Annotated in this window: 19 protein-coding genes and 2 tRNA genes; 12 read left to right on the top strand and 9 right to left on the bottom strand. The window is 41.6% G+C overall.

Going from position 1 to position 23,739, the window contains the following annotated elements; all coding sequences use genetic code 11:
* Window positions 1–314 precede the first annotated feature (314 nt).
* Window positions 315–2,678: a Tex family protein gene (locus F994_RS11390; protein ID WP_004650625.1), complete on the top strand. Its 2,364-nt coding sequence runs from the start codon at window positions 315–317 to the stop codon at window positions 2,676–2,678.
* 357 nt (window positions 2,679–3,035) lie between these two features.
* On the opposite strand, the gene F994_RS11385 is transcribed toward F994_RS11390, so the two are convergent.
* From F994_RS11385 to F994_RS11375, 3 genes are all read right to left on the bottom strand, one after another.
* Window positions 3,036–3,350 (bottom strand): hypothetical protein, encoded by a 315-nt coding sequence (locus F994_RS11385; RefSeq protein WP_004650624.1) that lies wholly within the window; start codon window positions 3,348–3,350, stop codon window positions 3,036–3,038.
* A gap of 80 nt (window positions 3,351–3,430) precedes the next feature.
* The gene (locus tag F994_RS11380) at window positions 3,431–4,318 is read right to left on the bottom strand and encodes an SDR family NAD(P)-dependent oxidoreductase (protein WP_004650623.1); all 888 of its coding nucleotides are present in this window, start codon (window positions 4,316–4,318) and stop codon (window positions 3,431–3,433) included.
* A gap of 333 nt (window positions 4,319–4,651) precedes the next feature.
* A complete protein-coding gene (locus F994_RS11375) occupies window positions 4,652–5,929 on the bottom strand; it encodes an O-acetylhomoserine aminocarboxypropyltransferase/cysteine synthase family protein (protein ID WP_004650622.1) in 1,278 nt (425 codons plus the stop codon).
* A 308-nt stretch (window positions 5,930–6,237) separates the two neighbouring features.
* On the opposite strand from F994_RS11375, the gene ettA reads away from it, so the two are divergent.
* A complete protein-coding gene (ettA, locus tag F994_RS11370) occupies window positions 6,238–7,899 on the top strand; it encodes an energy-dependent translational throttle protein EttA (RefSeq protein ID WP_004650621.1) in 1,662 nt (553 codons plus the stop codon).
* A gap of 79 nt (window positions 7,900–7,978) precedes the next feature.
* Here ettA and F994_RS11365 read toward each other — a convergent pair whose 3' ends face one another.
* Entirely contained in the window at window positions 7,979–8,779 is an 801-nt protein-coding gene (locus F994_RS11365; protein ID WP_004650620.1) for a DUF4198 domain-containing protein, read from the bottom strand.
* 171 nt (window positions 8,780–8,950) lie between these two features.
* On the opposite strand from F994_RS11365, the gene F994_RS11360 reads away from it, so the two are divergent.
* Complete coding sequence (locus tag F994_RS11360; RefSeq protein WP_004650619.1) at window positions 8,951–9,916, top strand: cation diffusion facilitator family transporter; 966 nt, start codon at window positions 8,951–8,953, stop codon at window positions 9,914–9,916.
* A 30-nt stretch (window positions 9,917–9,946) separates the two neighbouring features.
* On the opposite strand, the gene F994_RS11355 is transcribed toward F994_RS11360, so the two are convergent.
* The 5 genes from F994_RS11355 to F994_RS11335 all read right to left on the bottom strand — a co-directional run bounded on the left by F994_RS11355 (window position 9,947) and on the right by F994_RS11335 (window position 12,892).
* The gene (locus tag F994_RS11355) at window positions 9,947–10,288 is read right to left on the bottom strand and encodes a hypothetical protein (protein WP_004650617.1); all 342 of its coding nucleotides are present in this window, start codon (window positions 10,286–10,288) and stop codon (window positions 9,947–9,949) included.
* Between the two features lie 422 nt (window positions 10,289–10,710).
* Window positions 10,711–10,786: transfer RNA gene (locus tag F994_RS11350), tRNA-Glu, on the bottom strand.
* Window positions 10,787–10,816: 30 nt separating this feature from the next.
* Window positions 10,817–10,892: transfer RNA gene (locus tag F994_RS11345), tRNA-Ala, on the bottom strand.
* Window positions 10,893–10,950: 58 nt separating this feature from the next.
* A complete protein-coding gene (gene gltX, locus F994_RS11340; protein ID WP_004650616.1) occupies window positions 10,951–12,459 on the bottom strand; it encodes a glutamate--tRNA ligase in 1,509 nt (502 codons plus the stop codon).
* A gap of 130 nt (window positions 12,460–12,589) precedes the next feature.
* A complete protein-coding gene (locus F994_RS11335) occupies window positions 12,590–12,892 on the bottom strand; it encodes a hypothetical protein (RefSeq protein WP_004650615.1) in 303 nt (100 codons plus the stop codon).
* 371 nt (window positions 12,893–13,263) lie between these two features.
* On the opposite strand from F994_RS11335, the gene F994_RS11330 reads away from it, so the two are divergent.
* The 9 genes from F994_RS11330 (at window position 13,264) to F994_RS11290 (ending at window position 23,731) form a co-directional block, all read left to right on the top strand.
* Complete coding sequence (locus F994_RS11330; protein ID WP_004650614.1) at window positions 13,264–14,265, top strand: sulfate ABC transporter substrate-binding protein; 1,002 nt, start codon at window positions 13,264–13,266, stop codon at window positions 14,263–14,265.
* A gap of 245 nt (window positions 14,266–14,510) precedes the next feature.
* Window positions 14,511–15,530, top strand: a complete 1,020-nt coding sequence (locus F994_RS11325; protein ID WP_004650613.1) for a sulfate ABC transporter substrate-binding protein — start codon at window positions 14,511–14,513, stop codon at window positions 15,528–15,530.
* A 180-nt stretch (window positions 15,531–15,710) separates the two neighbouring features.
* The gene (rsmH, locus tag F994_RS11320; protein ID WP_004650612.1) at window positions 15,711–16,634 is read left to right on the top strand and encodes a 16S rRNA (cytosine(1402)-N(4))-methyltransferase RsmH; all 924 of its coding nucleotides are present in this window, start codon (window positions 15,711–15,713) and stop codon (window positions 16,632–16,634) included.
* Between the two features lie 41 nt (window positions 16,635–16,675).
* Complete coding sequence (gene ftsL, locus F994_RS11315) at window positions 16,676–16,966, top strand: cell division protein FtsL (protein ID WP_407079022.1); 291 nt, start codon at window positions 16,676–16,678, stop codon at window positions 16,964–16,966.
* Between the two features lie 13 nt (window positions 16,967–16,979).
* Window positions 16,980–18,803 (top strand): penicillin-binding protein PBP3, encoded by a 1,824-nt coding sequence (gene ftsI, locus F994_RS11310; protein ID WP_004650610.1) that lies wholly within the window; start codon window positions 16,980–16,982, stop codon window positions 18,801–18,803.
* 10 nt (window positions 18,804–18,813) lie between these two features.
* Entirely contained in the window at window positions 18,814–20,310 is a 1,497-nt protein-coding gene (locus F994_RS11305) for a UDP-N-acetylmuramoyl-L-alanyl-D-glutamate--2,6-diaminopimelate ligase (RefSeq protein ID WP_004650609.1), read from the top strand.
* An 8-nt stretch (window positions 20,311–20,318) separates the two neighbouring features.
* The gene (locus F994_RS11300) at window positions 20,319–21,725 is read left to right on the top strand and encodes a UDP-N-acetylmuramoyl-tripeptide--D-alanyl-D-alanine ligase (protein ID WP_004650608.1); all 1,407 of its coding nucleotides are present in this window, start codon (window positions 20,319–20,321) and stop codon (window positions 21,723–21,725) included.
* Window positions 21,725–22,843, top strand: coding sequence for a phospho-N-acetylmuramoyl-pentapeptide-transferase (gene mraY, locus F994_RS11295; RefSeq protein ID WP_004650607.1), 1,119 nt, complete (start codon window positions 21,725–21,727; stop codon window positions 22,841–22,843). The genes F994_RS11300 and mraY overlap by 1 nt, the downstream gene beginning before the upstream one ends.
* 84 nt (window positions 22,844–22,927) lie before the next feature.
* The gene (locus F994_RS11290; RefSeq protein ID WP_004650605.1) at window positions 22,928–23,731 is read left to right on the top strand and encodes a putative RNA methyltransferase; all 804 of its coding nucleotides are present in this window, start codon (window positions 22,928–22,930) and stop codon (window positions 23,729–23,731) included.
* Window positions 23,732–23,739: the final 8 nt, after the last annotated feature.

Genomic DNA, 23,739 nt, shown 5'->3' with positions numbered 1-23,739 from the left:
TGTCATCGTAAACAAAAGTTCGGATAGCCTTGAGTATACGATTCATTTGTATCTGTTTACTATGCTCTAAAGCAACAAATATTGCAGATAAAATCAAGACATAGATACCAAATGTATACATCTAAATAGTCATTAATCTTGTTGAATATACAGACTAAAAAACGACTTATCCCTTAATTTTGTAGGGAAGTATGAAAAAAACATGGATTGGCAATATTGACCACTTATAAATTTAATAAAAACAATTGTGGATTTTATGGTCTTGGTCTTTATAATCATGCCATTTAGTACTTATCCTTGTGGGATCAAACACGATGACTGACTTAGTTCAGCAGTTAGCAAAAGAAATTGCCGTACGTCCAAATCAAGTAGAAGCTGCCATCAAGCTGATTGATGAAGGTGCAAGCGTTCCTTTTATTGCACGTTACCGTAAAGAGGTAACTCAGGGCTTAGACGATACGCAGTTACGCCAACTCGACACGCGTTTATCGTATTTGCGCGATTTATTTGAACGCCGAGAAAAAGTTATTGAATCTCTGAAAGAACAAAATAAATTGTCAGATGATTTATTAACGCGTGTAAATGCTGCTGAAACAAAGAATGTTTTAGAAGAACTGTATGCACCGTATCGTCCAAAACGTACCAGTAAATCATTTAAAGCCAAAGAAGCAGGTTTAGCACCGATTGCGGCAAAAATCTTTGCAGAGCAAGTCGATCCAACTGAAGCTTTGGCCGGTTTTAGTCATGAAGATTATCCTGATGTTGAAAGCCAGCTGGATGCGATTCAGCATATTTTAATTGATGACTGGGCGCAGAACATTGCTTTAACCACAGAACTTAAAGCCACTTTTGCTAAAACCGCTGTTTTAAAAAGTGCAGTTGCAAGTGATGAGAAAAAAGAAGTCGGTAAAAAATTCCGTGATTACTTCGATTTTTCTGAAAACTTTAGTAAAGTGCCATCACATCGTTTATTGGCGATGTTACGTGGTCGTCAAGAAAATGTATTGAACTTAAAAGTAGATGGTGAAAATGATGCACCACTCAGCCGGATTGAAACTGAATATCATCTTGATTCAGTTCAACCGCAAGCGCGTGCAGACTACTTAAAACAAACCGCTAAGTTGTTTTGGTTAGGTAAAATTCGTCCACAAATCGAACATTCATTGTTAACCGAAAAACGTTTGATCGCTGAAGCTGAGGCGATGGATGTGTTTGCTGAAAATTTACGTCATTTATTGCTTTCAGCACCAGCGGGTTCTCGTTGTACCTTAGGTGTAGACCCGGGTATTCGTACTGGCGTGAAATTGGCTGTAGTCAATGCATCGGGTGATGTGGTTGCGCATAGCACAGTTTACCCATTTGCACCGAAAGAAGACAAAGCGGGTTCAATTGCTGAACTTGCGCGTTTGTGCCGTGAGTTTGATGTTGATTTAATTGCCATTGGTAATGGCACTGCAAGCCGTGAAACAGAAGCGGTGGTTGCAGAAATGATGACACAAAATCCAGATTTGAAATTGACGCGTGTTTCTGTGAGTGAAGCAGGGGCGTCAGTTTATTCAGCATCTGAATTGGCATCTGCTGAACTGCCTGAGTTAGACGTTTCTATTCGTGGTGCAGTATCGATTGCCCGTCGTTTACAAGATCCGCTTGCTGAGCTGGTGAAAATTGATCCGAAATCAATTGGTGTAGGTCAATATCAACATGACGTGAACCAAGCAGGACTCGCAAAAACGCTTGAAGCAGTGGTTGAAGACTGTGTGAACTCTGTCGGTGTTGATGTCAATACAGCATCCGCTGCAATTTTGGGTTATATCGCGGGCTTAAATAAAGCAATTGCACAGCAAATTGTAGAATACCGTAAAGACAATGGTCGTTTTGACAACCGTCAAGCATTGAAAAATGTACCGCGTTTAGGCGAACGTACTTTTGAGCAAGCGGCAGGTTTCTTGCGCATTCAAGAAGGTTCGGAACCGCTTGATGCTTCAGCCGTTCACCCTGAAAGTTATGCTTTGGTGAGCAAAATTGTTGCAGCCAAAGCGACCACCGTGAAAGATATCATTGGTAATTCTGAAATCATTCGCCAAGTGAATGCAGAAGATTTTGCCGATGAAAAATTTGGTCTTCCAACGATTCAAGATGTACTTAGCGAGCTGGATAAACCGGGTCGTGATCCTCGTCCAGAATTCCGTACAGCAAAATTCCGTGAAGACATTACTGAAGTATCACAATTGACTGAAGGCTTACAGCTTGAAGGTGTGATTACCAATGTGACTAACTTTGGTGCTTTTGTCGATGTCGGTGTACACCAAGATGGTTTAGTGCATATTTCTGAACTGGCAAATGAATTTGTTGCAGACCCACATAAAGTCGTGAAACCGGGTCAAATCGTGCAAGTTCGTGTCTTACAAGTTGATGCTGAGCGTAATCGCGTGAATTTGTCGATGCGTCCTGAAGGTTCAGAAGCACCAGTCAAAGCACAGCGTCAACCACGCCGTGAGCAAAATGGTCAAAATGAACCACGTGGTGAGCGTAAGCCACAGGCTAAACGTCCGCAAACTGCACGTCCTCAAGGTGATCACGCACAAGCGAAGAAAGCTCAAGCCGCGAAACCTCAAGAGCAAAAAATTGGTGGGTTAGGTGCATTGTTATTACAAGCAGGGATTAAAGGTTCTAAGTAATCTTTAAACGCTAAAAAAACCTCCCAATCGGGATAATGCCAGTCAGTTAAGAAATTGACTGGCATTTTATTTTTTAAATTCATGATGTTATTCGATACACGGAAACGTCATCCGCAACTGTTCGAGGCAAAACTATTTTAAAAAAGTAAGGTTTCTGCGATTAATTGATCAATAAAAGGTATTTCACGAGTTTTGCGGATGACAATGCCTTTGATTACTTTGGGCTTATCCAAAGTAATAGATGAGCTCCAAGTATTTGATTTAAAAATATAAGACTCCGTTGTGAAGAACTAAAAAGTTAAAGAATCTATTACCAAACTCCTTAACTGATCAGCATTACCCAATCGGGAGGTTTTTTTATGCGAGTTTTGGCACGATCCAGCTACAAATAATCAGCATAATGCCCAAATGACCCAGCTTGCGGGTGATTTGTTCTAATGTTGAGACTTGCACAGGAGACTGTTGAGAGGTGGCTTTACTTTTAAGTGCTGCAATCGACTTGTTAAAATGTAAAAATATGCCTAAATCGATACAGATGAGAATCGTGCCGACATTACTGACGATTTCCATCAATTCATAATTTTGTTGATCAATAGAACTGGCAATTTGGTAGCCGAGAAACAGGGCAAAAGCAAAACATGCCAATTGGAACATAACAGCAGCAATGCGCATAAAAATCTAAAACAAAAAAGGGTTGCTGTTTATAACATAAAAAAAGCCAGTCTTATGACTGGCTTTCATTTATCGCAATTTTACCAATGTTCGCCTGGGAATAGACGTGCATATGCTTTTTGCACCCAATTGAGTTTTTGTGGTTCACCCACTGAAGCTGAAGAGCTTGGGAATAGGTTATAACCAATCGACATCAATTTATTATTGATATCTGGTGCTACTGAATAAGTGATAGAGGCTAAGCGGCCTAAGTTGGTCGCCACTTTCTTCGGACGTTTGACAATTGCATAGGCAATTAAGTCAGCCGCTTGTTCTGGCGATAACGTTGGTACGTACTTATAAATTTTAGTCGGTGCAATCATTGGTGTGCGTACCAATGGCATATAAACCGAAGTAATGGCAATTTTATGTGAGTGAACTTCAGCAGATAGGCAACGGCTGAATGCATCTAGTGCAGCTTTAGAAGCAACATAAGCCGAGAAACGCGTTGCATTCGCCAGTACACCAATCGAGCTGATGTTGATGATATGACCATCACGACGATCCATCATTTGTGGCAGGATGTTCATTACCAAACGGATTGCACCGAAGTAGTTAAGCTGCATGGTGCGTTCAAAATCATGGAAACGATCAGATGATTCATGCACCGCACGACGAATTGAGCGTCCTGCATTATTAATCAGAATATCAATATGATCGACAGAAGCTAAAATTTGCTGAGATACGTCATCAATCGATTGCATGTTATTTAAGTCACATGGAAAAACGGATGCCTTTCCACCTTTAGCTTCAATTTCTGCTTTGACTTCGTCTAATGTGTCTTTGGTACGTGCGACCAATAAAACATGTGCACCTGCATCGGCAAGTTTATGTGCCGCAGTTAAGCCGATACCACTGGATGCACCCGTGATTAAAACAACTTTACCCTTCACTTTATTTTGGAACTGTTTCTCTAGTTTTGAATTCACGCTGTAGTTTCCTTATTTGTATAGAATAAACTTCTATATTATGTTTTTTATAGTCGATTATTGGGCTCAAATACTGGGGAATTGAGCTGTCCTCATGTGGCATATAATAACCAATGTTTAAAAAAAATCCATAAATAAGTTGTTGAATTTATAAATATAATTAGAGTAATTGCTCTATTGTTGTTCGCTTTGTAATTGGGTTAGATTATTACATAGACATTCTGATTGGTGAAGAAGATAAACTCAATTAAAGATAAATAATCAGAAAATCAAAGGCTAAAAAACCTTCTTCCGTTAAGAAAGAAGGTTCAAAATATGTAGCAATAAGAAGTATTAAACGTGTGCCAATGCTTGTGCTAAATCGGCAATCAAATCATCAATATGTTCAATCCCTACTGATAAGCGCACCATATCAATACTGACACCTGCGGATTTCAATTCAGCTTCATTTAATTGACGATGAGTGGTGGTGGCTGGGTGGCAAGCCAAACTTTTAGCATCGCCAATATTGACCAAACGTGTAAACAGTTGCAGGGCATCAATAAAACGTGTACCGCCTTCTAAACCGTCTTGTACCCCAAAAGATAAAATGGCAGAGGGTTTGCCTTTGACATACTTTTGCGCCAAAGCATGCTGTGGATGGTCTTTTAGACCCGCATAATTGACCCATTGTACTTTAGGGTGTTGCTGTAAATATTCAGCCACTTTCTGCGCATTTTCAGTGTGACGTTCCATGCGCAAATTCAACGTTTCTAAACCTTGCAGGATTAAAAATACACTGAGTGGGCTAATCGCTGCACCGGTATTGCGTAATGGCACCACACGGGCGCGTGCGATATAAGCCGCTTCACCTAAGGCCTCAACGTAGTTTACGCCGTGGTAGCTTGGATCGGGGGTATTCAGCACTTTAAAACGCTCAGGATATTTGCCCCACGGGAACTTGCCACTATCGACAATGGCACCGCCAATCGAGTTGCCATGACCGCCAATATATTTGGTCAGTGAATGCACCACAATGTCAGCCCCATGTTCAAAAGGTTTCAGTAGGGCAGGTGTTGCAACGGTATTGTCGACAATTACTGGTACGCCATACTCATGGGCAATTTTTGCAATGGCTTCTAAATCAATAATATTACCCAGTGGATTACCAATCGATTCGACAAAGACCAGTTTGGTTTTATCATCAATTAAGCCACGTAGCGCTTCAGGATCTTGATAGTCAAAGAAACGTACTTCAATGCCTTGCTTAGGTAAAGTATGCGCGAATAAGTTATATGTACCGCCATAAAGGGTGGAAACAGAAGCAATATTGTCACCCGCTTCAGCAATGGTCTGAATCGAATAAGTAATAGCTGCCATGCCTGATGCTAAAGCTAAAGCCCCAATACCGCCTTCAAGTGCCGCCAGACGTTGCTCTAAAACAGCGGTGGTCGGGTTCATAATACGGGTATAGATATTGCCTTGAACCTTTAAATCAAATAAATCGGCCCCATGTTGTGTATTGTCAAAGGCATAAGATGTGGTTTGATAAATAGGCACTGCCACTGCTTTAGTGGTGGCTTCAGGGCTATAGCCTGCATGAATGGCAAGAGTTTCATCTTTATAGGTCATGTGTACATCATCTTCGTGAGTTAAATATTGCTCGAGTTTAGCATTCCTATATATGAATTAAAGTGCTATTTAAATGAAAATGTTATCTTAAATGCTTATATCAATACTGTTTTTTCAATTTAAGCTGAAAAAATAAACAAGGATTAATGTGTTTAAAAAATCGACATGCACTGAGTTGTAACATTCTATTGAAGATGTGTGCTATGCCTTATTTTTTCGCTGCTTTCATCGTATAATGCCCCGAATATTTGTTCGCATAAGGTGATTCAGCTTGTGCGAATGTTGCTTTTTCTATAGAGGAGTCCTACGTGGCCCAATATATTTACACGATGAACCGTGTGTCGAAGATGGTTCCGCCTAAGCGCGAAATCTTAAAAGACATCTCTTTATCATTTTTCCCAGGTGCCAAAATTGGTGTACTTGGTTTAAACGGTGCAGGTAAATCTACCTTGCTTCGTATTATGGCTGGCGTAGATAAAGATTTCTCAGGTGAAGCACGTGCTCAACCGGGTATTAAAATCGGCTATCTTGAGCAAGAACCACCATTAGATCCAAATAAAGACGTTCGTGGTAACGTGGAAGATGGTTTACGTGAACCGCTTGATGCCTTGGCACGTTTGGACGAAGTATTTGCCGAATATGCTGCTGAAGATGCTGACTTTGATGCGCTTGCGAAAGAGCAAGAAAAATTAGAGTCGATCATTCATGCTTGGGATGCACATAACTTAAGCAACCAAATGGATCAAGCTGCTGCGGCATTGAACCTTCCTGCTTGGGATGCAGATGTAAACTTGCTTTCAGGTGGTGAACGTCGCCGTGTTGCATTGTGTCGTTTGCTTTTGTCTAAGCCAGACATGTTGCTTCTGGATGAACCGACGAACCATTTGGATGCAGAATCTGTCACTTGGTTAGAACGTTTCTTGAAAGACTTTGCCGGTACAATCGTGGCAATTACGCATGACCGTTATTTCTTGGATAACGTGGCCGAGTGGATTCTTGAGCTTGACCGTGGCATGGGTATTCCTTACCAAGGTAACTATACCAATTGGTTGGAACAGAAAAATGCCCGTTTAGAGCAAGAAAATAAACAGGAAGAATCTTTTGCTAAAGCATTGAAGAAAGAACTTGAATGGGTTCGTTCTAATGCCAAAGGTCAGCAAAAGAAAAACAAAGCGCGTATGGAACGTTTTGAAGAGCTTAACTCTAAAGAATTCCAACAACGTAATGAAACTTCAGAAATCTATATTCCACCTGGTCCACGTTTGGGCAACAAGGTGGTCGATGTTGAAGGGATCAGTAAATCGTTTGATGGTCGCTTATTGTATGAAAACTTAACTTTTTCTGTTCCACCAACAGCGATTGTGGGTATTGTCGGGCCGAATGGTGCGGGTAAAACCACACTATTCCGTATGATGACCGGCGAACAACAACCAGATACCGGTACTGTCACATTGGGTGAGTCGGTTAAAGTGGCTTATGTGGGTCAGTTGCGTGACACCTTAGATGATAAGAAAACGGTTTGGGAAGAAATTTCTGGCGGTTTAGATATCTTACGTATTGGTGATTACGAAATCGCATCGCGTGCCTATATCGGTCGTTTTAACTTTAAAGGTCAAGATCAGCAAAAGCGTGTGGGTGAATTGTCAGGTGGTGAGCGTAATCGTTTGCAACTTGCGAAAATCCTGCAAATGGGCGCAAACGTGATCTTACTGGATGAGCCATCGAACGACTTGGATATCGAAACTTTACGTGCACTTGAGGATGCCATTCTGGTCTTCCCTGGTACGGTAATGGTGGTATCGCATGACCGTTGGTTCCTAGACCGTATTGCAACGCATATCTTATCGTTTGAAAATGATCAACCTGAATTCTACGCGGGTAACTATGCTGAATATGAAGCATACCGTCAGTCACGTTTAGGTGATTCTGCTGTACAAAAGCGTGCTAAATACAAAAAAATCGGCGTTTAATTGCTTATTTTTGTGTGATTAAAAAACCAGCCTACGGGCTGGTTTTTTTTGTAGGGGATTTATGGTTTGTTTTTACATATTAAGCAGCAGGCGTTTTAACCCCTAAGCTGATAATGGTGTAATACTGGTTTTGAGGTGTAGTTTTATTTTCCATTTTTTCACTGACTTCCAGCAAATAGCTCCCTGCATGTGGGAAAGTAAGTGTCGCTGTTCCATTGGGATTGACAGTCACCGTTTGAGCCTGTTTGTCGGTCGTTCCTTGAGCACGAATCAGTACTTCTGCATGGGCAAGTGTTTTACCTGCTTTGCTTAGTTGAAGCTGAACAGGTTGCCCAGCCACAATTTCATTCGGGTGAGTTTGAAAGGTCACTTGAATGGGCGCTGGCGTTGCTGCAATTGGTGACGTGGTTGCTTTACTGACATAACTTTGAATGCTCCACTCGCGAATAGTGTCGACTTTCTTTGGTGCTTTCCCTTTAAAGTCACTTGGAATCACATAGTCACGTTCACTCAGTGCTGGGACTTTATCCGCGGCGACATCTGCAAAAATTTTCCATTGTTTATTGTGTTGCACATATTGAATTGGATAAGACGTTTTGCCATAAACCGTGTAAGTACCTTGTTGTGGTAATTTGAGATCGAATGTGGTCACCGACTCCAACTGACTTTGCGTCTGAATACTGAGTTGCGTCTGGTTGGGTTGAATGACGCTAAACTGAACATCTTTCAAGGCATATTCTGCATTTAAGGCTTCTTCTGCGTAGCCACTGAGCATCGAAATTTGTGTATTTGCAGTCAGGTAACTTAAAGGTGCAATATAAGGTTCATGTGCTTGGCTATACGAGCAGGCGAGTAAAGCCAAAACTAAATATTTTTTCATCAGTAGCTTCCTGAATATTTCTTGTGCGGTTTCATGGGATAATTGAATTAAATGCAAGCAAGTATATCGAGAAATAATCTTAATTGATAATAATAATGATTATCAATATTGATTTAAGAGTTAATGAGTTGAAATTTTTAAAAAATCAATCAAACAATAAGAGGGGGCGCAATGAATAGCCATCATGGACATGATCATAGTCATGCAGTTGTGACTGAAGACAATGCAAAAAAACTCACTTTTGCATTGATATTAACCACCTCATTTTTAGTGATTGAAGTGATTGCTGGCTTTATTACTCAAAGTTTGGCATTGCTGTCTGATGCTGCACATATGTTTACGGATGCAGCAGCTTTGGCGATTGCTTTGGTGGCGATTAAAATTGGCAAACTTCCCGCGGATGATAAACGAACCTTTGGTTATCAGCGTTTCGAGATTCTTGCAGCGCTATTTAATGCCTCTATGCTGTTTGTTGTGGCGATGTATATTTTATATGAAGCTTATCAGCGCTTTTCACATCCGCCTGAAATCCAAAGCTTAGGCATGATGATTGTGGCCGCGATTGGCTTGGTGATTAACCTGATTTCAATGCGTATTTTATTTTCCAGTTCCAAAGATAGCTTGAATGTTAAAGGAGCCTATCTAGAGGTTCTAAGTGATGCATTGGGTTCGGTTGGGGTAATTATGGGTGCCGTGCTGATTTATTTTACCCACTGGATGTGGGTGGATACTTTAATTGCGGTACTGATTGGTTTTTGGGTGTTGCCAAGAACGTGGATTTTGCTCAAACAAAGTATCAATATTTTGCTTGAAGGTGTGCCTGAAGAAATTGATATTGAAAAATTGCGCAATGATCTTTTGAACTTAAAGGATGTGGAAAGTATTCATCAACTCAAAGTCTGGGCAATTACCTCAAAGAATGTGCATTTGACCGTACATTTGTATGCACCACAGGCCGATCATAATGCTTTATATCGTGAAGCATTGGAAATATTAAGCCATGAGCATGGCATCACTGAAATGACACTCCAGATTGAAAATGATGAATGCCTTGCACAGTCACATTGTCAGCCCAATTTGGATCACAAGGAACATTTACATGATCATGACGGGCATTCACATCAGCACCTAGGTTGAACATGGGGCTGATGTGAAAATAGCTTTAGGTTAAATTTCCCATTCGTGATCACATTCACGACATTTCCATTTTTTTTGTGACTGCATAAAACCTTGCATGGAAATTTTAAAATCGGGCAAATCACGATAAAACAGGAAGCCCAAAATTAAGCACAATACAAATATAACCACTGTTGCAACTTGCAAGGTGGTTCCTGCACCATCAGCAAAAATCCACATGGCAATACTAATTAACACCAATAGCAATAAAATGAAAATAGCAGAGATTAAAAAGACTAAGCTTTTAGGAACGACAGGTCGAGTCGTTGGCCCGCCAGCTTGTGCAACAGGTATGATTTTAGGGCTTTGGCATTTTGGGCAACGGTATTGCATTACAACTCCACAATTTTAATCTATGCTTTATTTTAATCGTAATGTCGCAGAAAGCAAAAAGATACTTGGCATCAGTACAGTATGAACGGAACGGATATCGCAGCGTGCTTCATTTGAGCAGTCCTGTTGATCTATATTGCATGATTAAAATATGTACTAGAATGGTGCTTTAAATTGAAAAATTAGATGATTGCGATGTGATGGATTGCTTTTATTTTATTTTGCTAGGAACTTATATCGGTGGCATTTTTGGCTTATTGATCACGATCACGCTGTATATTTGTAGCTTGGCGGTGTCTCGTAAGTAATTGGGCGGCAGAATAAAATGAGGTCAGTGAATCCATTTTTCTGCGACTAGATCAATTTATAGAGTGTACAGAGAATAAAAAAGCCACTGAATAGGTCAGTGGCTTTTTTGAATTTGGCGTCCCTACGGGGATTCGAACCCCGGTTACCGCCGTGAAAGGGCGATGTCCTAGGCCTCTAGACGATAGGGACTTATCGAGGCAACACAGGTAAAACATGAGATGGTGGAGTCAAGGAGGATCGAACTCCTGACCTCTACAATGCCATTGTAGCGCTCTACCAACTGAGCTATAACCCCCAGTCTGTGTGAGCGCAATATTAGGGGCATTGCGCTCATACGTCAACTATAAAATCAATTATACCGCATCAACTGCATCATTTTTCAGCAATTTTAAGCTTTCATTGAGTTTTTCCCACACTTTCGTTTCTTTTTTGCTCGGACCACCGACAATTTCCAGTGCATGGCGTAAACGAGCAAAGGTTAAATCTGGGCCAAGGGTGACCATCGACTGCATCACAGGGGTTGAACTGGTCGAACCCGCAATGGCAATAAAGAACGTTGGCATGAAATCGCGTAGCTTAATTTCCATTTGGCTGGCTAAATCCATCAGGGTTTGGCTAACGGTGTCATTATTCCAAGTAAATAAGCTTTCTAAGCGCCAAATTGCGAATTGTAAGCTTTGACGAACTTGTTCTTCAGACAGTTTCTTGCTTTCAAACTGCTCTTTAGACACTTGTGGGAATTGATTGAAGTAGAATCCAGCCCAATTGACTGCTTCAGACAATAAGTTGATACGCGGTTGAATGGCCGCAGCGATGTCTTCCAACATTTTACGGTCTGCTTTCCACGCTAAAAGTGTATTTAACAATTCAGCAGGAGAAAGCGCTTTAATCCATTGACCATTCAACCAATTGAGTTTTTCCACATCAAAAATTGGTCCACCCAGTGAGACACGTTGGATGTCGAAGTTTTCAATCATCTCTGCCAAAGTGAATTTTTCACGTTCGTCTGGCATTGACCAACCCATACGTGCCAAATAGTTCAACAACGCTTCTGGAAGTACGCCAATGTCTTTGTAGTAGTTGATTGAGGTTGGGTTTTTACGTTTAGACAATTTAGATTTGTCTGGGTTACGTAGTAATGGCATGTGACCAAGTACTGGCATTTCCCAGCCAAAGTATTGATAAAGCAATTGATGCTTCGGTGCAGATGGTAACCATTCTTCACCACGGAAAACGTGAGTAATTTGCATTAAATGGTCATCGACCACATTGGCAAGGTGATAAGTAGGTAAACCATCCGTTTTAAGCAGCACTTGCATGTCCACTTGAGCCCAAGGAATTTGCACTTCACCACGCAACAAGTCATTGACGGTACAAATGCCTTCTTCAGGCACTTTCATACGAATTACGTGTGGCTCACCTGCAGCAAGGCGACTTTGAACGTCTTCAGTAGATAACTTTAAACCACGACCGTCGTATTTTGGTGTTTCGCCACGTGCTTGTTGCTCGATACGCATTTGATCCAGTTCGTCGCTGGTTGCGAAGCAGTAAAAGGCATGACCTTTTTCAACCAATTCCAGCGCGTATTGCTTATAAATCCCCATACGTTCAGACTGGCGATACGGCGCATGTGGCCCGCCAATGTCTGGGCCTTCAGACCAGTTGAGACCTAACCAACGCAATGAATCTAAAATCATTTTTTCAGATTCAGGGGTTGAGCGAAGTTGGTCAGTATCTTCAATACGAAGAATAAATTCGCCACCATGTTGCTTGGCAAAACATAAGTTGAATAAAGCAATATATGCAGTGCCTACGTGTGGGAAGCCTGTAGGAGAAGGGGCAATACGAGTACGAACAGTCATAATCAATATTTTCAGAATGTGAATGGAAACTATTATAACGAAAAAGCCTAATCACTTAATGTTAAATTCAACATTGAAATGATTAGGCTTGATTGCAACGTCTTAAAGGGGGAAGACGTTTATGATGCTATTAAGAGCTACTTTGAGGAAAGAAGGCTTGTACGAAACGGGTAAATTTTTGATTTTGAGACGCAAAAAAGCTTTGTGTCGGTGCAACTTTAATTTCAGTGAGAATTTTTAAATCGTTATCACCACGTAAAGTATTGCTCCCTTGCTTTTGTTGCAGGAGTGCTTTTTCAATCAATGACGAGCGTTCAGGCGCAAGCGTGATCTTTGCATTCGTGGTTTTAATGGCAGCCGTATGTCCGACTTGGGCCATTAGACCTAAGCTTAGACTCAAACTACATATCTTGATCAACTGTGTATATTTCATTTCAACTTTCCCCTTTAGTACTGCCGTTTGCTACTGGAATTTACTAATTGTTGTTTTATTCTAGCACTATCATTTAAACACATAAAAAAATATAACAGTAGAACTGCCTCACACTCTTTTACAAAATGATGAAAACCAATTGAATATATGCCTTTGTATCAAAAAACTATGGATAGAACATGAAGATTTGTGCAGGTCATGCAGATTGATTGGCATTTGTTATATTTTTAGTCATAAAAGTGTATACATCAGCATTTAAATCGATATCTATAAAACTGATTTTGAATGAATTAAATGATATAACCATATGATTGATAAAATTATTTCAGATTTATATAGTGCTTAAAACCTTCAATAAGCGATTTATAAACATGAAAAAAATAATAGTGTCGACTCTTGTTGCTTTATTGGGCGGAATGACTTCACATAGTTTTGCTGGAAAAGATTTTCTGAATGTTTCCTATGACCCGACCCGTGAATTTTACCAAGAATATAATCAGGCTTTTGGCACATTTTGGAAACAACGGACAGGGCAAGACGTAGACTTTAAACAATCGCATGGCGGTTCGGGTAAGCAAGCACGTTCGGTAATCGATGGTTTACAAGCCGATGTAGTGACCCTCGCTTTAGCCAATGATATTGAAGAAATTGTCAATGCAGGGTTGATCCATAAAAACTGGCAGAAACAGTTTCCCAATAATTCTGCGCCATATACCTCAACGGTGGTATTTTTAGTGCGTAAGGGTAATCCTAAAAATATTAAAGATTGGAATGATTTAACCAAATCAGGTGTAGAAATTATCACGCCAAATCCAAAAACGGGGGGAGCACCACGCTGGATCTACCTTTCTGCTTGGGGTTATGCTTTAAAACAGCCGGGTGGCAATGATGCCAAAGCAAAAGCATTGGTGACAAAACTCTACGGCAATGTGAAAGTGCTGGATTCAGGTGCACGCGGTTCTTTAACCACGTTTGCTGAACGTGGTATAGGCGATGTGCTGTTGTCTTGGGAAAATGAAGCCTTACTGGCGACCCAAGGTTTGGGTAAAGATAAATTCCAGATTGTTTATCCTTCAATTTCAATTTTGGCAGAGCCTTCGGTGGCCATAGTTGATAAAACGGTCGATAAAAATGGTAACCGTAATTTAGCCAAAGGTTATCTGAATTATTTATATTCACCTAAAGGACAGGATTTGGCAGCACAGCATTTTTTCCGTCCACGTAATCCACAAATTGCGGCAAAATATGCAGCACAATTTCCAAAAATCAAACTGTTCACCATCGGTGATGTATTTGGTGGATGGACAAAAGCGCAGAAAACCCATTTTGTGAATGGTGCGATTTTTGATCAGATTTACAGCAGTAGACAATAGGTAAATAACCTGATTTTATTAGGGTTAAGGAAATGGATAGCGATAGTTATCCATTTTTATTATATGTAGTGCATAAAACGGTATAAATATTGAATAAGTAAACTGTCTTTTAATTTTCTAAACTAAAACAATAAATTAAAATAAAATATCTAATTTGATAGATTTTTCAGTAAGTTGAATGGATTGCGATTTATGATTTTATTTCATATATTTAGCATCAATCAAGATGAGTTGTCTGTATCGTAATGAAAATTCAATTTAAAGTTTTATTCAGTGCAGCATTGTTGGCAACCGGCATTGCTTTTACTGCCACATCTGCTCAAGCAGCAGATCGTGATTTTTTAAATGTATCTTATGATGCAACGCGCGAATTTTATGATGAATTTAATCAATCCTTTGGCGCATATTGGAAACAGCGTACCGGTTATACAGTGAATTTCAAACAGTCACACGGCGGCTCGGGTAAGCAAGCCCGTTCAGTAGTTGATGGTTTGAAAGGCGATGTCGTGACTTTGGCTTTAGCCAATGATATTGAAGAAATTGTAAAATCGGGTCAAATTCAGCCGGGTTGGCAAAAAGAGTTTCCGTATAACTCTGCGCCTTATACCTCAACCATCGTTTTTATGGTGCGTAAAGGCAATCCGAAAAAGATTAAAGACTGGTCTGATTTAACCAAACCGGGCGTACAAATTATCACGCCAAATCCAAAAACAGGCGGATTGCCACGTTGGGTGTATTTGTCGGCTTGGGGCTATGCGTTAAAACAACCTGCTGGTACGGATGCAACAGCCAAAGATTTTGTCGGCAAAATGTACCGTAACGTAAAAGTCATGGACTCGGCGGCACGTGCTTCAATGACCACATTTGCTGAGCGTGGTATTGGTGATGTGTTGTTGACTTGGGAAAATGAAGCCTTAGTAACGCAAAAAACTTTGGGGAAAAATAAGTTTGATATTGTCTACCCATCTATTTCAATTTTAACGGAACCTTCAGTTGCCATTGTGGACAAGACCGTAGAGAAAAATGGCAATAAATGGTTGGCCAAAGGTTATATCAATTATTTGTATTCACCCTTAGGTCAAGAGATGGCAGCCAAGCATTTCTATCGTCCGCGTAATGCTGAAGTGTTGGCAAAATACAAAGCACAATTTCCGCCATTAAAAACATTCACGATTGATGAAGTATTTGGGGGTTGGGCACAAGCGCAAAAAACTCACTTTGTGAATGGTGCAACTTTTGATCAGATTTATAATACGCGTAAGTAACTGATTGACGTGTGATTTTAGAAGCCTCCTTGTTGGGGGCTTTTTTTATGGCGTATTGCAAAAAGTTAAAACGGTTTTCTCTATAGAAAATAATATTTATCTACAAAAAGACGTTTGGAGCTTTATCAAAACAAGGTAATAATGTGCAGTTACACTTTTCATAGTATTGATTGAACCCTTATGTCGCATATTTCTGTATTACTTCACGAAACTGTTGATGCCTTATTGGCAGATCGAAATACAGGAATTTATGTCGATGGTACGTTTGGCCGAGGGGGGCATACGCGTTTATTGCTGTCTAAATTAGATGAAAATGCTCGTGTCTATGGTTTTGATAAAGATCCACAAGCTTTGGAAACTGCGGCAATTTTGGAGCAAGAAGATCCGCGTTTTAAAATTATTCATGCCAGTTTTGCCGATTTAAAACAAGAACTTGAAGCGCGTGGGATTGGTTTGGTGGATGGCGTGATGGCGGATTTAGGTGTGTCTTCGCCACAGCTGGATCAGGCAGAACGTGGTTTTAGTTTTATGAAAGATGGTCCACTGGATATGCGGATGGACAATTCAAAAGGTCCGACTGCGGCTGAATGGTTGGTCAATATTGAAGAAGAAGCTTTGGCCAATATTATTTTTCAATATGGTGAAGAGCGTTATAGCCGTCGTATTGCCAAAGCCATTAAAGCTGCGGGCTATATTGACACCACTGCACAATTAGCAGAAATTGTGAAAGTCGCGCATCCGAAATGGGAAAAAAATAAACATGCGGCAACACGAACTTTTCAGGGTATTCGTATTGCCATTAATAAAGAATTAGAAGATATTGAAGCGTTCTTACCGCAAGCGGTTGATGTGCTTAAAACAGAAGGACGTTTAGCGGTCATTAGTTTCCACTCGCTAGAAGATCGTTTAATTAAACAATTTATTCAAAAAGAATCAACTTTAGCAGAAGATACCAGTTGGGGTATGCCACAAGAACGGGAAGATACCCGTCGGTTAAAGAAAATTTCCCGAGTACGTGCCAGTGAAGCCGAGATCAAAGCCAATTTTCGTTCACGTAGTGCATGGCTTAGAGTTGCAGAACGCTTAGCTTTAAAAGGCGAATAATGAAAACTGAAGTTGTTGAAAAAAAAGCAGAAAAATTGGCGATGAAAAAAATCATCAGTTATATCATTTTATTGGTCTTGGTTTTTGTTAGCGCAATTATGGTGGTATTTCAAGTCTTTGAATATCGTCATGATTATCGTGAACTGAGTGCTTTTAACCGAGAAAAAGATGATCTGAATGCCGAGTGGGGGCGTTTGTTGATTGAGCAACAAACCTTTGGTGCGACTGCACAAATTGGGACACGCGCAGTGACCCAATTACGCATGTACTCGCCACCCGTGGCACAGACCGTTGTAATTTCTTTACCAATGACTTCAGAAGATAAAAAATAAGGCTAGCGGTAATATGGTGGACAAGAGAAATAAGCAAGTACGTAAAAAGCAGCAGTCTATTACGGAAAAAACCACACTCAGTGTCGATATGTGGCGTTTTTATCTGATGTGGAGTGTGGTTTTACTCTGCTTTTTAGCTTTAGTGGGACGTGCATTTTATGTGCAGATCATTAATAAAGACTTTTTGCAAAATAAAGCCAATGCCAATATTTTAAGAACTGAAAGAGTCAAGGCCATGCGTGGCGTGATTTATGATCGCCACGGTGTACCCTTAGCCATTAGTACGCCTGTCATGAAAGTGGTGATTGATCCGCGTGACTATTTTGAAACTAAAAAACAATTTGAGCAAATTACTGCGGAACTGGCGAAAGATCCAAATAATCGTAAGCTGAAACGCCAATTACCCGATAAAAATTTAAACTTAGATGAACTTGCCGATGCGGTCGGAATTGATCGTGCCGAGTTGAAAAAGAAAATGAACGAGCGCCCTCGTTCACGTTATTTGGTCTTACAAAAAGAAATTCCACCTCAGCAAGCGGAATTGATTGCAAAACGTGACTTCCAAGGTGTTTATACCGAGAAAAACTATAAGCGTTATTATCCGCAGCCACAGCCGAATGCACAAATTATTGGCTTAACCAATAGTGAAGGGATCGGAATTGAGGGTCTTGAAATGCAGCTGAATACTGCTTTATCAGGTCATGATGGTGCACAGCAAGTGGTTCGTGATAAAAAAGGCAATCGTTTCAAAGACCCTGAAGTGATTAAAGAAGTGGAAGCCGGGGAAAATATCACCTTAAGTATTGATTCACGTCTGCAATATATTATGTACCGTGAATTGACGGCTGCGGGTGTTGCCAATAACGCACGTTCAGCGACTGCGATTGCGGTGGATATTAAAACTGGTGAAATTCTCGCCATGACCAGTTGGCCGTCTTATAACCCGAACGATAAAAAAAGTTTAGGCAATAAAGATGCCATGCGTAACCGTGGTGCTGTTGACTCATTTGAACCCGGTTCAACCATGAAGCCGCTAACAGTTTCAATGGCCTTAGAAAGTGGTAAATACACGCCAAACTCAGTGGTGAATACTTCACCGGGCAGTATGCGAATTGGTAATCATACTATTCGTGATACCCATAATTATGGCGCGTTGACTTTAGGTGGCATCATTCAAAAATCATCTAACGTTGGTGTTGCGAAACTGGCCTTGTCTTTGCCTTATGCCACCCTGCCGACATTCTATAAACGGGTCGGCTTTGGACAGCGTTCAGCCGTGAAATTTCCCGGTGAAAGTGGCGGCTTAATTTTGCCACCGAGCAAATGGAATGTCTCTGAAGTGGGAACCATGGCGTATGGTTATGGTCTAAATGCGACGGTATTACAAATTGCCGATGCTTATGCCATGCTGGCTAATAAAGGAGTCAAGGTTCCTTTAAGTTTATACAAATTAGAACAACCACCGAAAGGTGAGCAAATTATTGATGCAAAAATTGCTGATCAAGTGCTTTTGATGATGGAAACCGCGACTTTGCCGGGCGGTACAGCAACCCGTGCCACGATTCCGGGCTACCGTGTTGCAGGTAAAACAGGGACCGCACATAAGCTGCGTGCTGACCGCAAAGGCTATTCAACCAGTGAATATCGTGCTTTATTTGCCGGTGTTGCTCCCGTCAGTGACCCACGTTTAGCCATGATTGTTGTAGTGGAAAATCCGGCAGGCAGTTACTACGGTGGTACGGTCTCTGCACCTGTATTTTCACGCGTGATGCAAGAGTCATTACGTCTGATGAATGTGCCTTTAGATAAACCTTTAGATACTCCCCAAATCCAGTAATAGGTGATGAATGTCCATTACATTTCAAGATCTCTACACTGCTGAGAAAATCACTGAGTGGATGAGCAAGCCATTCGGTGGTTTGAGTTTAGATAGTCGTAAAGTTGAAGCAGGACAAATTTTTATTGCCCTGAATAGTTTTTCGCAACCTGAAAAAACCTTGCAGTTTGCCGCCTCTGCTTTGGCAAAGGGCGCTTTAGCGGTGGTCAGTGAGGTTGATTTAGGTCTCGATCACAGTGTGGTTGTGCCCAATGTTCGTCATTTGATGGGGCAGTGGCAAAAACAATATTTACAGGCAACTGCACCGGTACAGGCAGCACGGATACTGGCAGTCACAGGCACCAATGGAAAAACCACGATCTCTCGTTTGGTGGCTGAACTGTTGATGCTACAAGGCCGAAAATGTGCCGTGATGGGTACGACGGGGAACGGTATTTTACCGAATCTAGAAGCATCTTCACACACCACATTGGATGCCTTGAATCTACAAAGTGCTTTGCATGCATATGCACAACAAGGTGCTGAATTTGCTGCAATTGAAGCCAGTTCACATGGTTTGGAGCAAGGTCGTTTAAATGGCTGTGATATTGAAATTGCAGCCTACAGCAATTTAAGTCGTGATCATCTGGATTATCACGGTACGCTTGAAGCCTATGCTGATGCAAAATCAGGCTTATTTAAATTTCCCGCTTTAAAAGTGGCGATCATTAACCTGGATGATGCCTATGCAGAGATCATGCTGGATGCGGCAAAAGCCAATCCTGCACAGCCGAAAATTTTGACCTATTCAACCACACAAGCGGCGGATTATCAGGTTAAAGATATTCAATACAGTTTGAATGGTGCAAATTTTAAATTGATCACCGCACAGGGCGAATTTGCCGTGCAAAGTCCTTTGTTGGGTCATTTTAATGTGGAAAATTTGCTGGCAAGCTTGATCAGCGCTGAACAGGCAGGCTTTGATTTGGCGGCATTAATTGCCGTGGTTGCACAGTTAAAAGGTGCACCGGGTCGCATGCAGGTGATTCGTGATGCTGAGCGTTTATTTGTGGTCGATTATGCGCATACTCCCGATGCTTTAACGCAAGTGTTGAAGACCTTAAAACGTCATGTTAGGCAAAATTTATGGGCTGTCTTTGGCTGTGGTGGTGACCGTGATCGCGGTAAACGTCCACTGATGACTCAGGCAGCCTTGGATGGGGCAGATGTTGCTTTACTCACATCAGATAATCCACGCACTGAAAATCCAGCACAAATTTTTGCCGATATGAAAAATGGCATCGCTTTTTCAAGGCATCTTGTGCATGAAATCCATGACCGCCGTGAAGCGATTAAATTTGCCGTTCAAAATGCTCAAGCTGGCGATATTGTGGTCATTGCAGGCAAAGGCCATGAAAATTATCAGGAAGTGGATGGCGTGCGCCATTGGTTTGATGATGTCGTGGAAGTGCAGTCAGCCATTGACGCACAGCATCACAGTACAGATTCAGCATATCCGGCTCAATAGGAAGAATTATGCATACCTCGACGACAAGTACCGTGCCTTTAGAGCCTTGGACCGCAGATTTATTGGCTCAAGCGACACATGGTTATTGGTTTAATGATCAAGCCCCTGTGGGGGAGATTAAGCGGATTTTGACGGATTCACGTCATGCAGAAGCTGGCGATGCTTTTCTAGCCCTGCAAGGTGAGCGTTTCGATGCGCATGATTTCGTGGCGCAAGTTGCCGAAAATGGTTGTCAAATCGCCATTGTCAGTCATCCTGTGGAGGCTGATCTTTGTCAGTTGGTGGTTGCCGATACGCGTTTGGCATTGGGTCATTTGGGTGCTTATCGCCGTGCGCAAAATACACAATTGAAAGTAATTGCATTAACCGGAAGTAGTGGTAAAACCACCACCAAAGAAATGCTGGGCAGTATTTTATCCCGTCTTGCACCAACCTTGATTACGCGCGGCAACTTAAATAATGATTTAGGCGTGCCGATGATGTTGCTAGAGCTGCGTACTGAACATCAATATGCCGTCATGGAATTGGGTGCCAGTCATCAGGGTGAAATTGATTACACCTCGAATTTGGTTCAACCGCATGTAGCAGGCATTATTAATATTGGTACAGCGCATTTGGGTGAATTTGGCGGACGCGATGGCATCTGCCGCGCTAAATCTGAAATTTATGCACATATTGCACCGTCAGGGACATCCATTCTTCCTGCGGCGGATGATTTTGCTGACTGTATTCGCCAGTCCGTTAAAACTGAACAATGTTTAAGTTTTGGTGAAGGCGGTGATATTTTTGCGACAGAGATTGCATTGTATCCGCAGTCATCGACTTTTAGCTTAAATACACCGCAGGGTGTGCGTACGGTGAATTTACCTTTTGCGGGTGAGCATAATGTACAAAATGCCACTGCTGCGGCCGCATTTGCTTTGGCGATTGGCATTACTTTGGATGATATTGTGCAAGGTCTGGAGCAAGCCCAAGGTGCAAAAGGCCGTTTGAATTTTATTCAGCAGGATAAATACCTATTCATTGATGATACTTACAATGCTAACCCAACGTCTATGCGTGCGGCAGCTGAAGTGCTTGCTCAGCAAGGTGGGGTAAAAGTGTTGGTGATGGGTGATATTGGTGAATTAGGTGCATCTGCGGCACAACAGCATTATATGCTTGGACGTGATCTGGTTGCGCAAGGCATTCATTTTGTGGTGGCCGTGGGGGAGTTTGCACCCGCAGCACAAGAAGGTGCGCGTAGTACTCAATATGGTAAAAAAATGCAGGCCTTTTTGACACAGCAACAGGCATTGCCTTTTTTAATTGATTTAATTGCAACACATCAACCGCAATCCATGAGTTTCCTGTTTAAAGGTTCTCGTTATACCCACATGGAAACATTGATGGCTGATTTGATGGAGAAACTTTAATGCTGTTATGGCTATTTGAACAACTGGCGGGCTATAACAGCTCATTTCAGGTGGTTCGCTATTTAACATTACGTGCTTTGCTCAGTGTCTTAACTGCGCTGACGATTGGGCTGGTTTTGGGTCCCGTGATGATCCGTAGGCTTCAGGCACTCAAATACGGTCAAGCAGTCAGTACATTTGCGCCTGAAAATCATGCTAAAAAAATGGGCACACCGACCATGGGCGGAATTCTCATTCTGCTCTCGATTGGTATTTCAACGTTGCTTTGGGCAGATTTATCCAATCCTTATGTGTGGATTGTACTGGCTGTGATGGTAATTTTTGGTGCTGTGGGCTGGGCAGATGACTGGATTAAAGTTCGCTATAAAGACAATGCTGGCTTGCCTGCCAAGAAAAAATTCTTTTGGACCTCGGTGGCATCCTTAGGTGCAGGTATTGCGCTGTATGTGATTGCGACAGAGCAAAGCAATCCAGTACATACCGCAAATATGTTGGATTTGTTGATTCCCTTCTTTAAAAATATCAGTATTCCATTGTCGGTAATTCCTTTGGGTATAGGTTTTATTCTGTTTACCTATTTGGTGATTAATGGCGCATCGAATGCTGTGAATCTTACCGATGGCCTCGATGGTTTGGCGATTATGCCCATCGTTTTGGTTGCAGCAGGTTTAGGTGTGTTTGCTTATCTTGCCGGTGATGTTCGTTTTGCCAATTATTTACATCTACCTTATGTGAAATATTCATCTGAACTGGTGGTGATTTGTGCCGCGATGATTGGTGCTGGCTTAGCATTTCTTTGGTATAACGCACATCCAGCGCAAGTGTTTATGGGCGATGTCGGCGCACTTTCATTGGGTGCAATGCTGGGGACGATTGCGGTGATGGTGCGTCAGGAAATCGTTTTTGCGATTATGGGCGGCGTATTTGTGGTGGAAGCCATTTCGGTATTTTTACAAATTGGCTCATTGCGGATGCGCAATAAACGTGTCTTCTTGATGGCACCTTTGCATCATCATTATGAGAAAAAAGGCTGGCGTGAAACCCAAGTGGTGATTCGTTTCTGGATTATTACAATTATGCTGGTTGTTTTGGGGTTAATGACCTTAAAATTACGTTAAGCAAATCCTTGAAAAAAGAGCCGGCATTTGCTCCCACATTTGCCGGCTCTTTTTTATTGCACATTTACGCTGTTGGAGAAAATAATGAATCTGCTCATGTGTCCGGTATGTCGTGAGGCATTGCACTTAACTGAGAAAACATGGAGCTGTGTCAATAAGCATAGTTACGATGTAGCAAAGCAGGGATATGTGAATTTACATGTCGTGCAACATAAGCACAGTAAAAATCCGGGTGATACAGCTGAATCTGTGCAAGCGCGTCGTGCATTTTTAAGTGCAGGTTTTTATGCACCACTACAACACGCGGTGGTGACAAAAATTGCTGAATTAAAAATGAATAACCTACTGGATATTGGTTGCGGTGAAGGTTATTACACCAATGCGATGCAAGCTGAAGTGCAGCAATGTATCGGGGTCGATATTGCAAAAAATGCCGTACAGGTAGCAGCAAAGCTGAATAAAAAGGTGACATGGGTGGTGGGTACAGGTGCGACTTTACCTGTATTGGATGCCTCAATTGACTTATGTACCAGCCTCTTTAGTCCAATTCCAAAGCAAGAAATATTGCGCGTACTCAAACCGAATGCTTACTTAATGGTGGTGGCACCGGCAACTGAGCATTTGTATGCCATGCGTGAAGCACTGTTTGAAGAAGTGAATCCGCATGAGTCGCATAAGTTTGTGGAGCAGTTGGAAGATGCTTTTGAATTGGTTGAAGCGTATGTTGTTGAATCGGCATTTACTGTGCAACAAGCCGACTTGAAAAACCTGATTGCGATGACACCCTACGCCTATAAAGCCAAACCAGAACGCCGTCAGGCTTTGGAGCAGAGTGAGCAATTTAAGTTAACAGGGCAGTTCCAAATTTACCTCTTTAAAAAGAAGTGATCTCAATA

It is taken from the genome of Acinetobacter bohemicus ANC 3994, assembly GCF_000367925.1.
Taxonomy (GTDB): domain Bacteria; phylum Pseudomonadota; class Gammaproteobacteria; order Pseudomonadales; family Moraxellaceae; genus Acinetobacter; species Acinetobacter bohemicus.
This window is presented reverse-complemented; position numbering and strand designations above follow the sequence as displayed.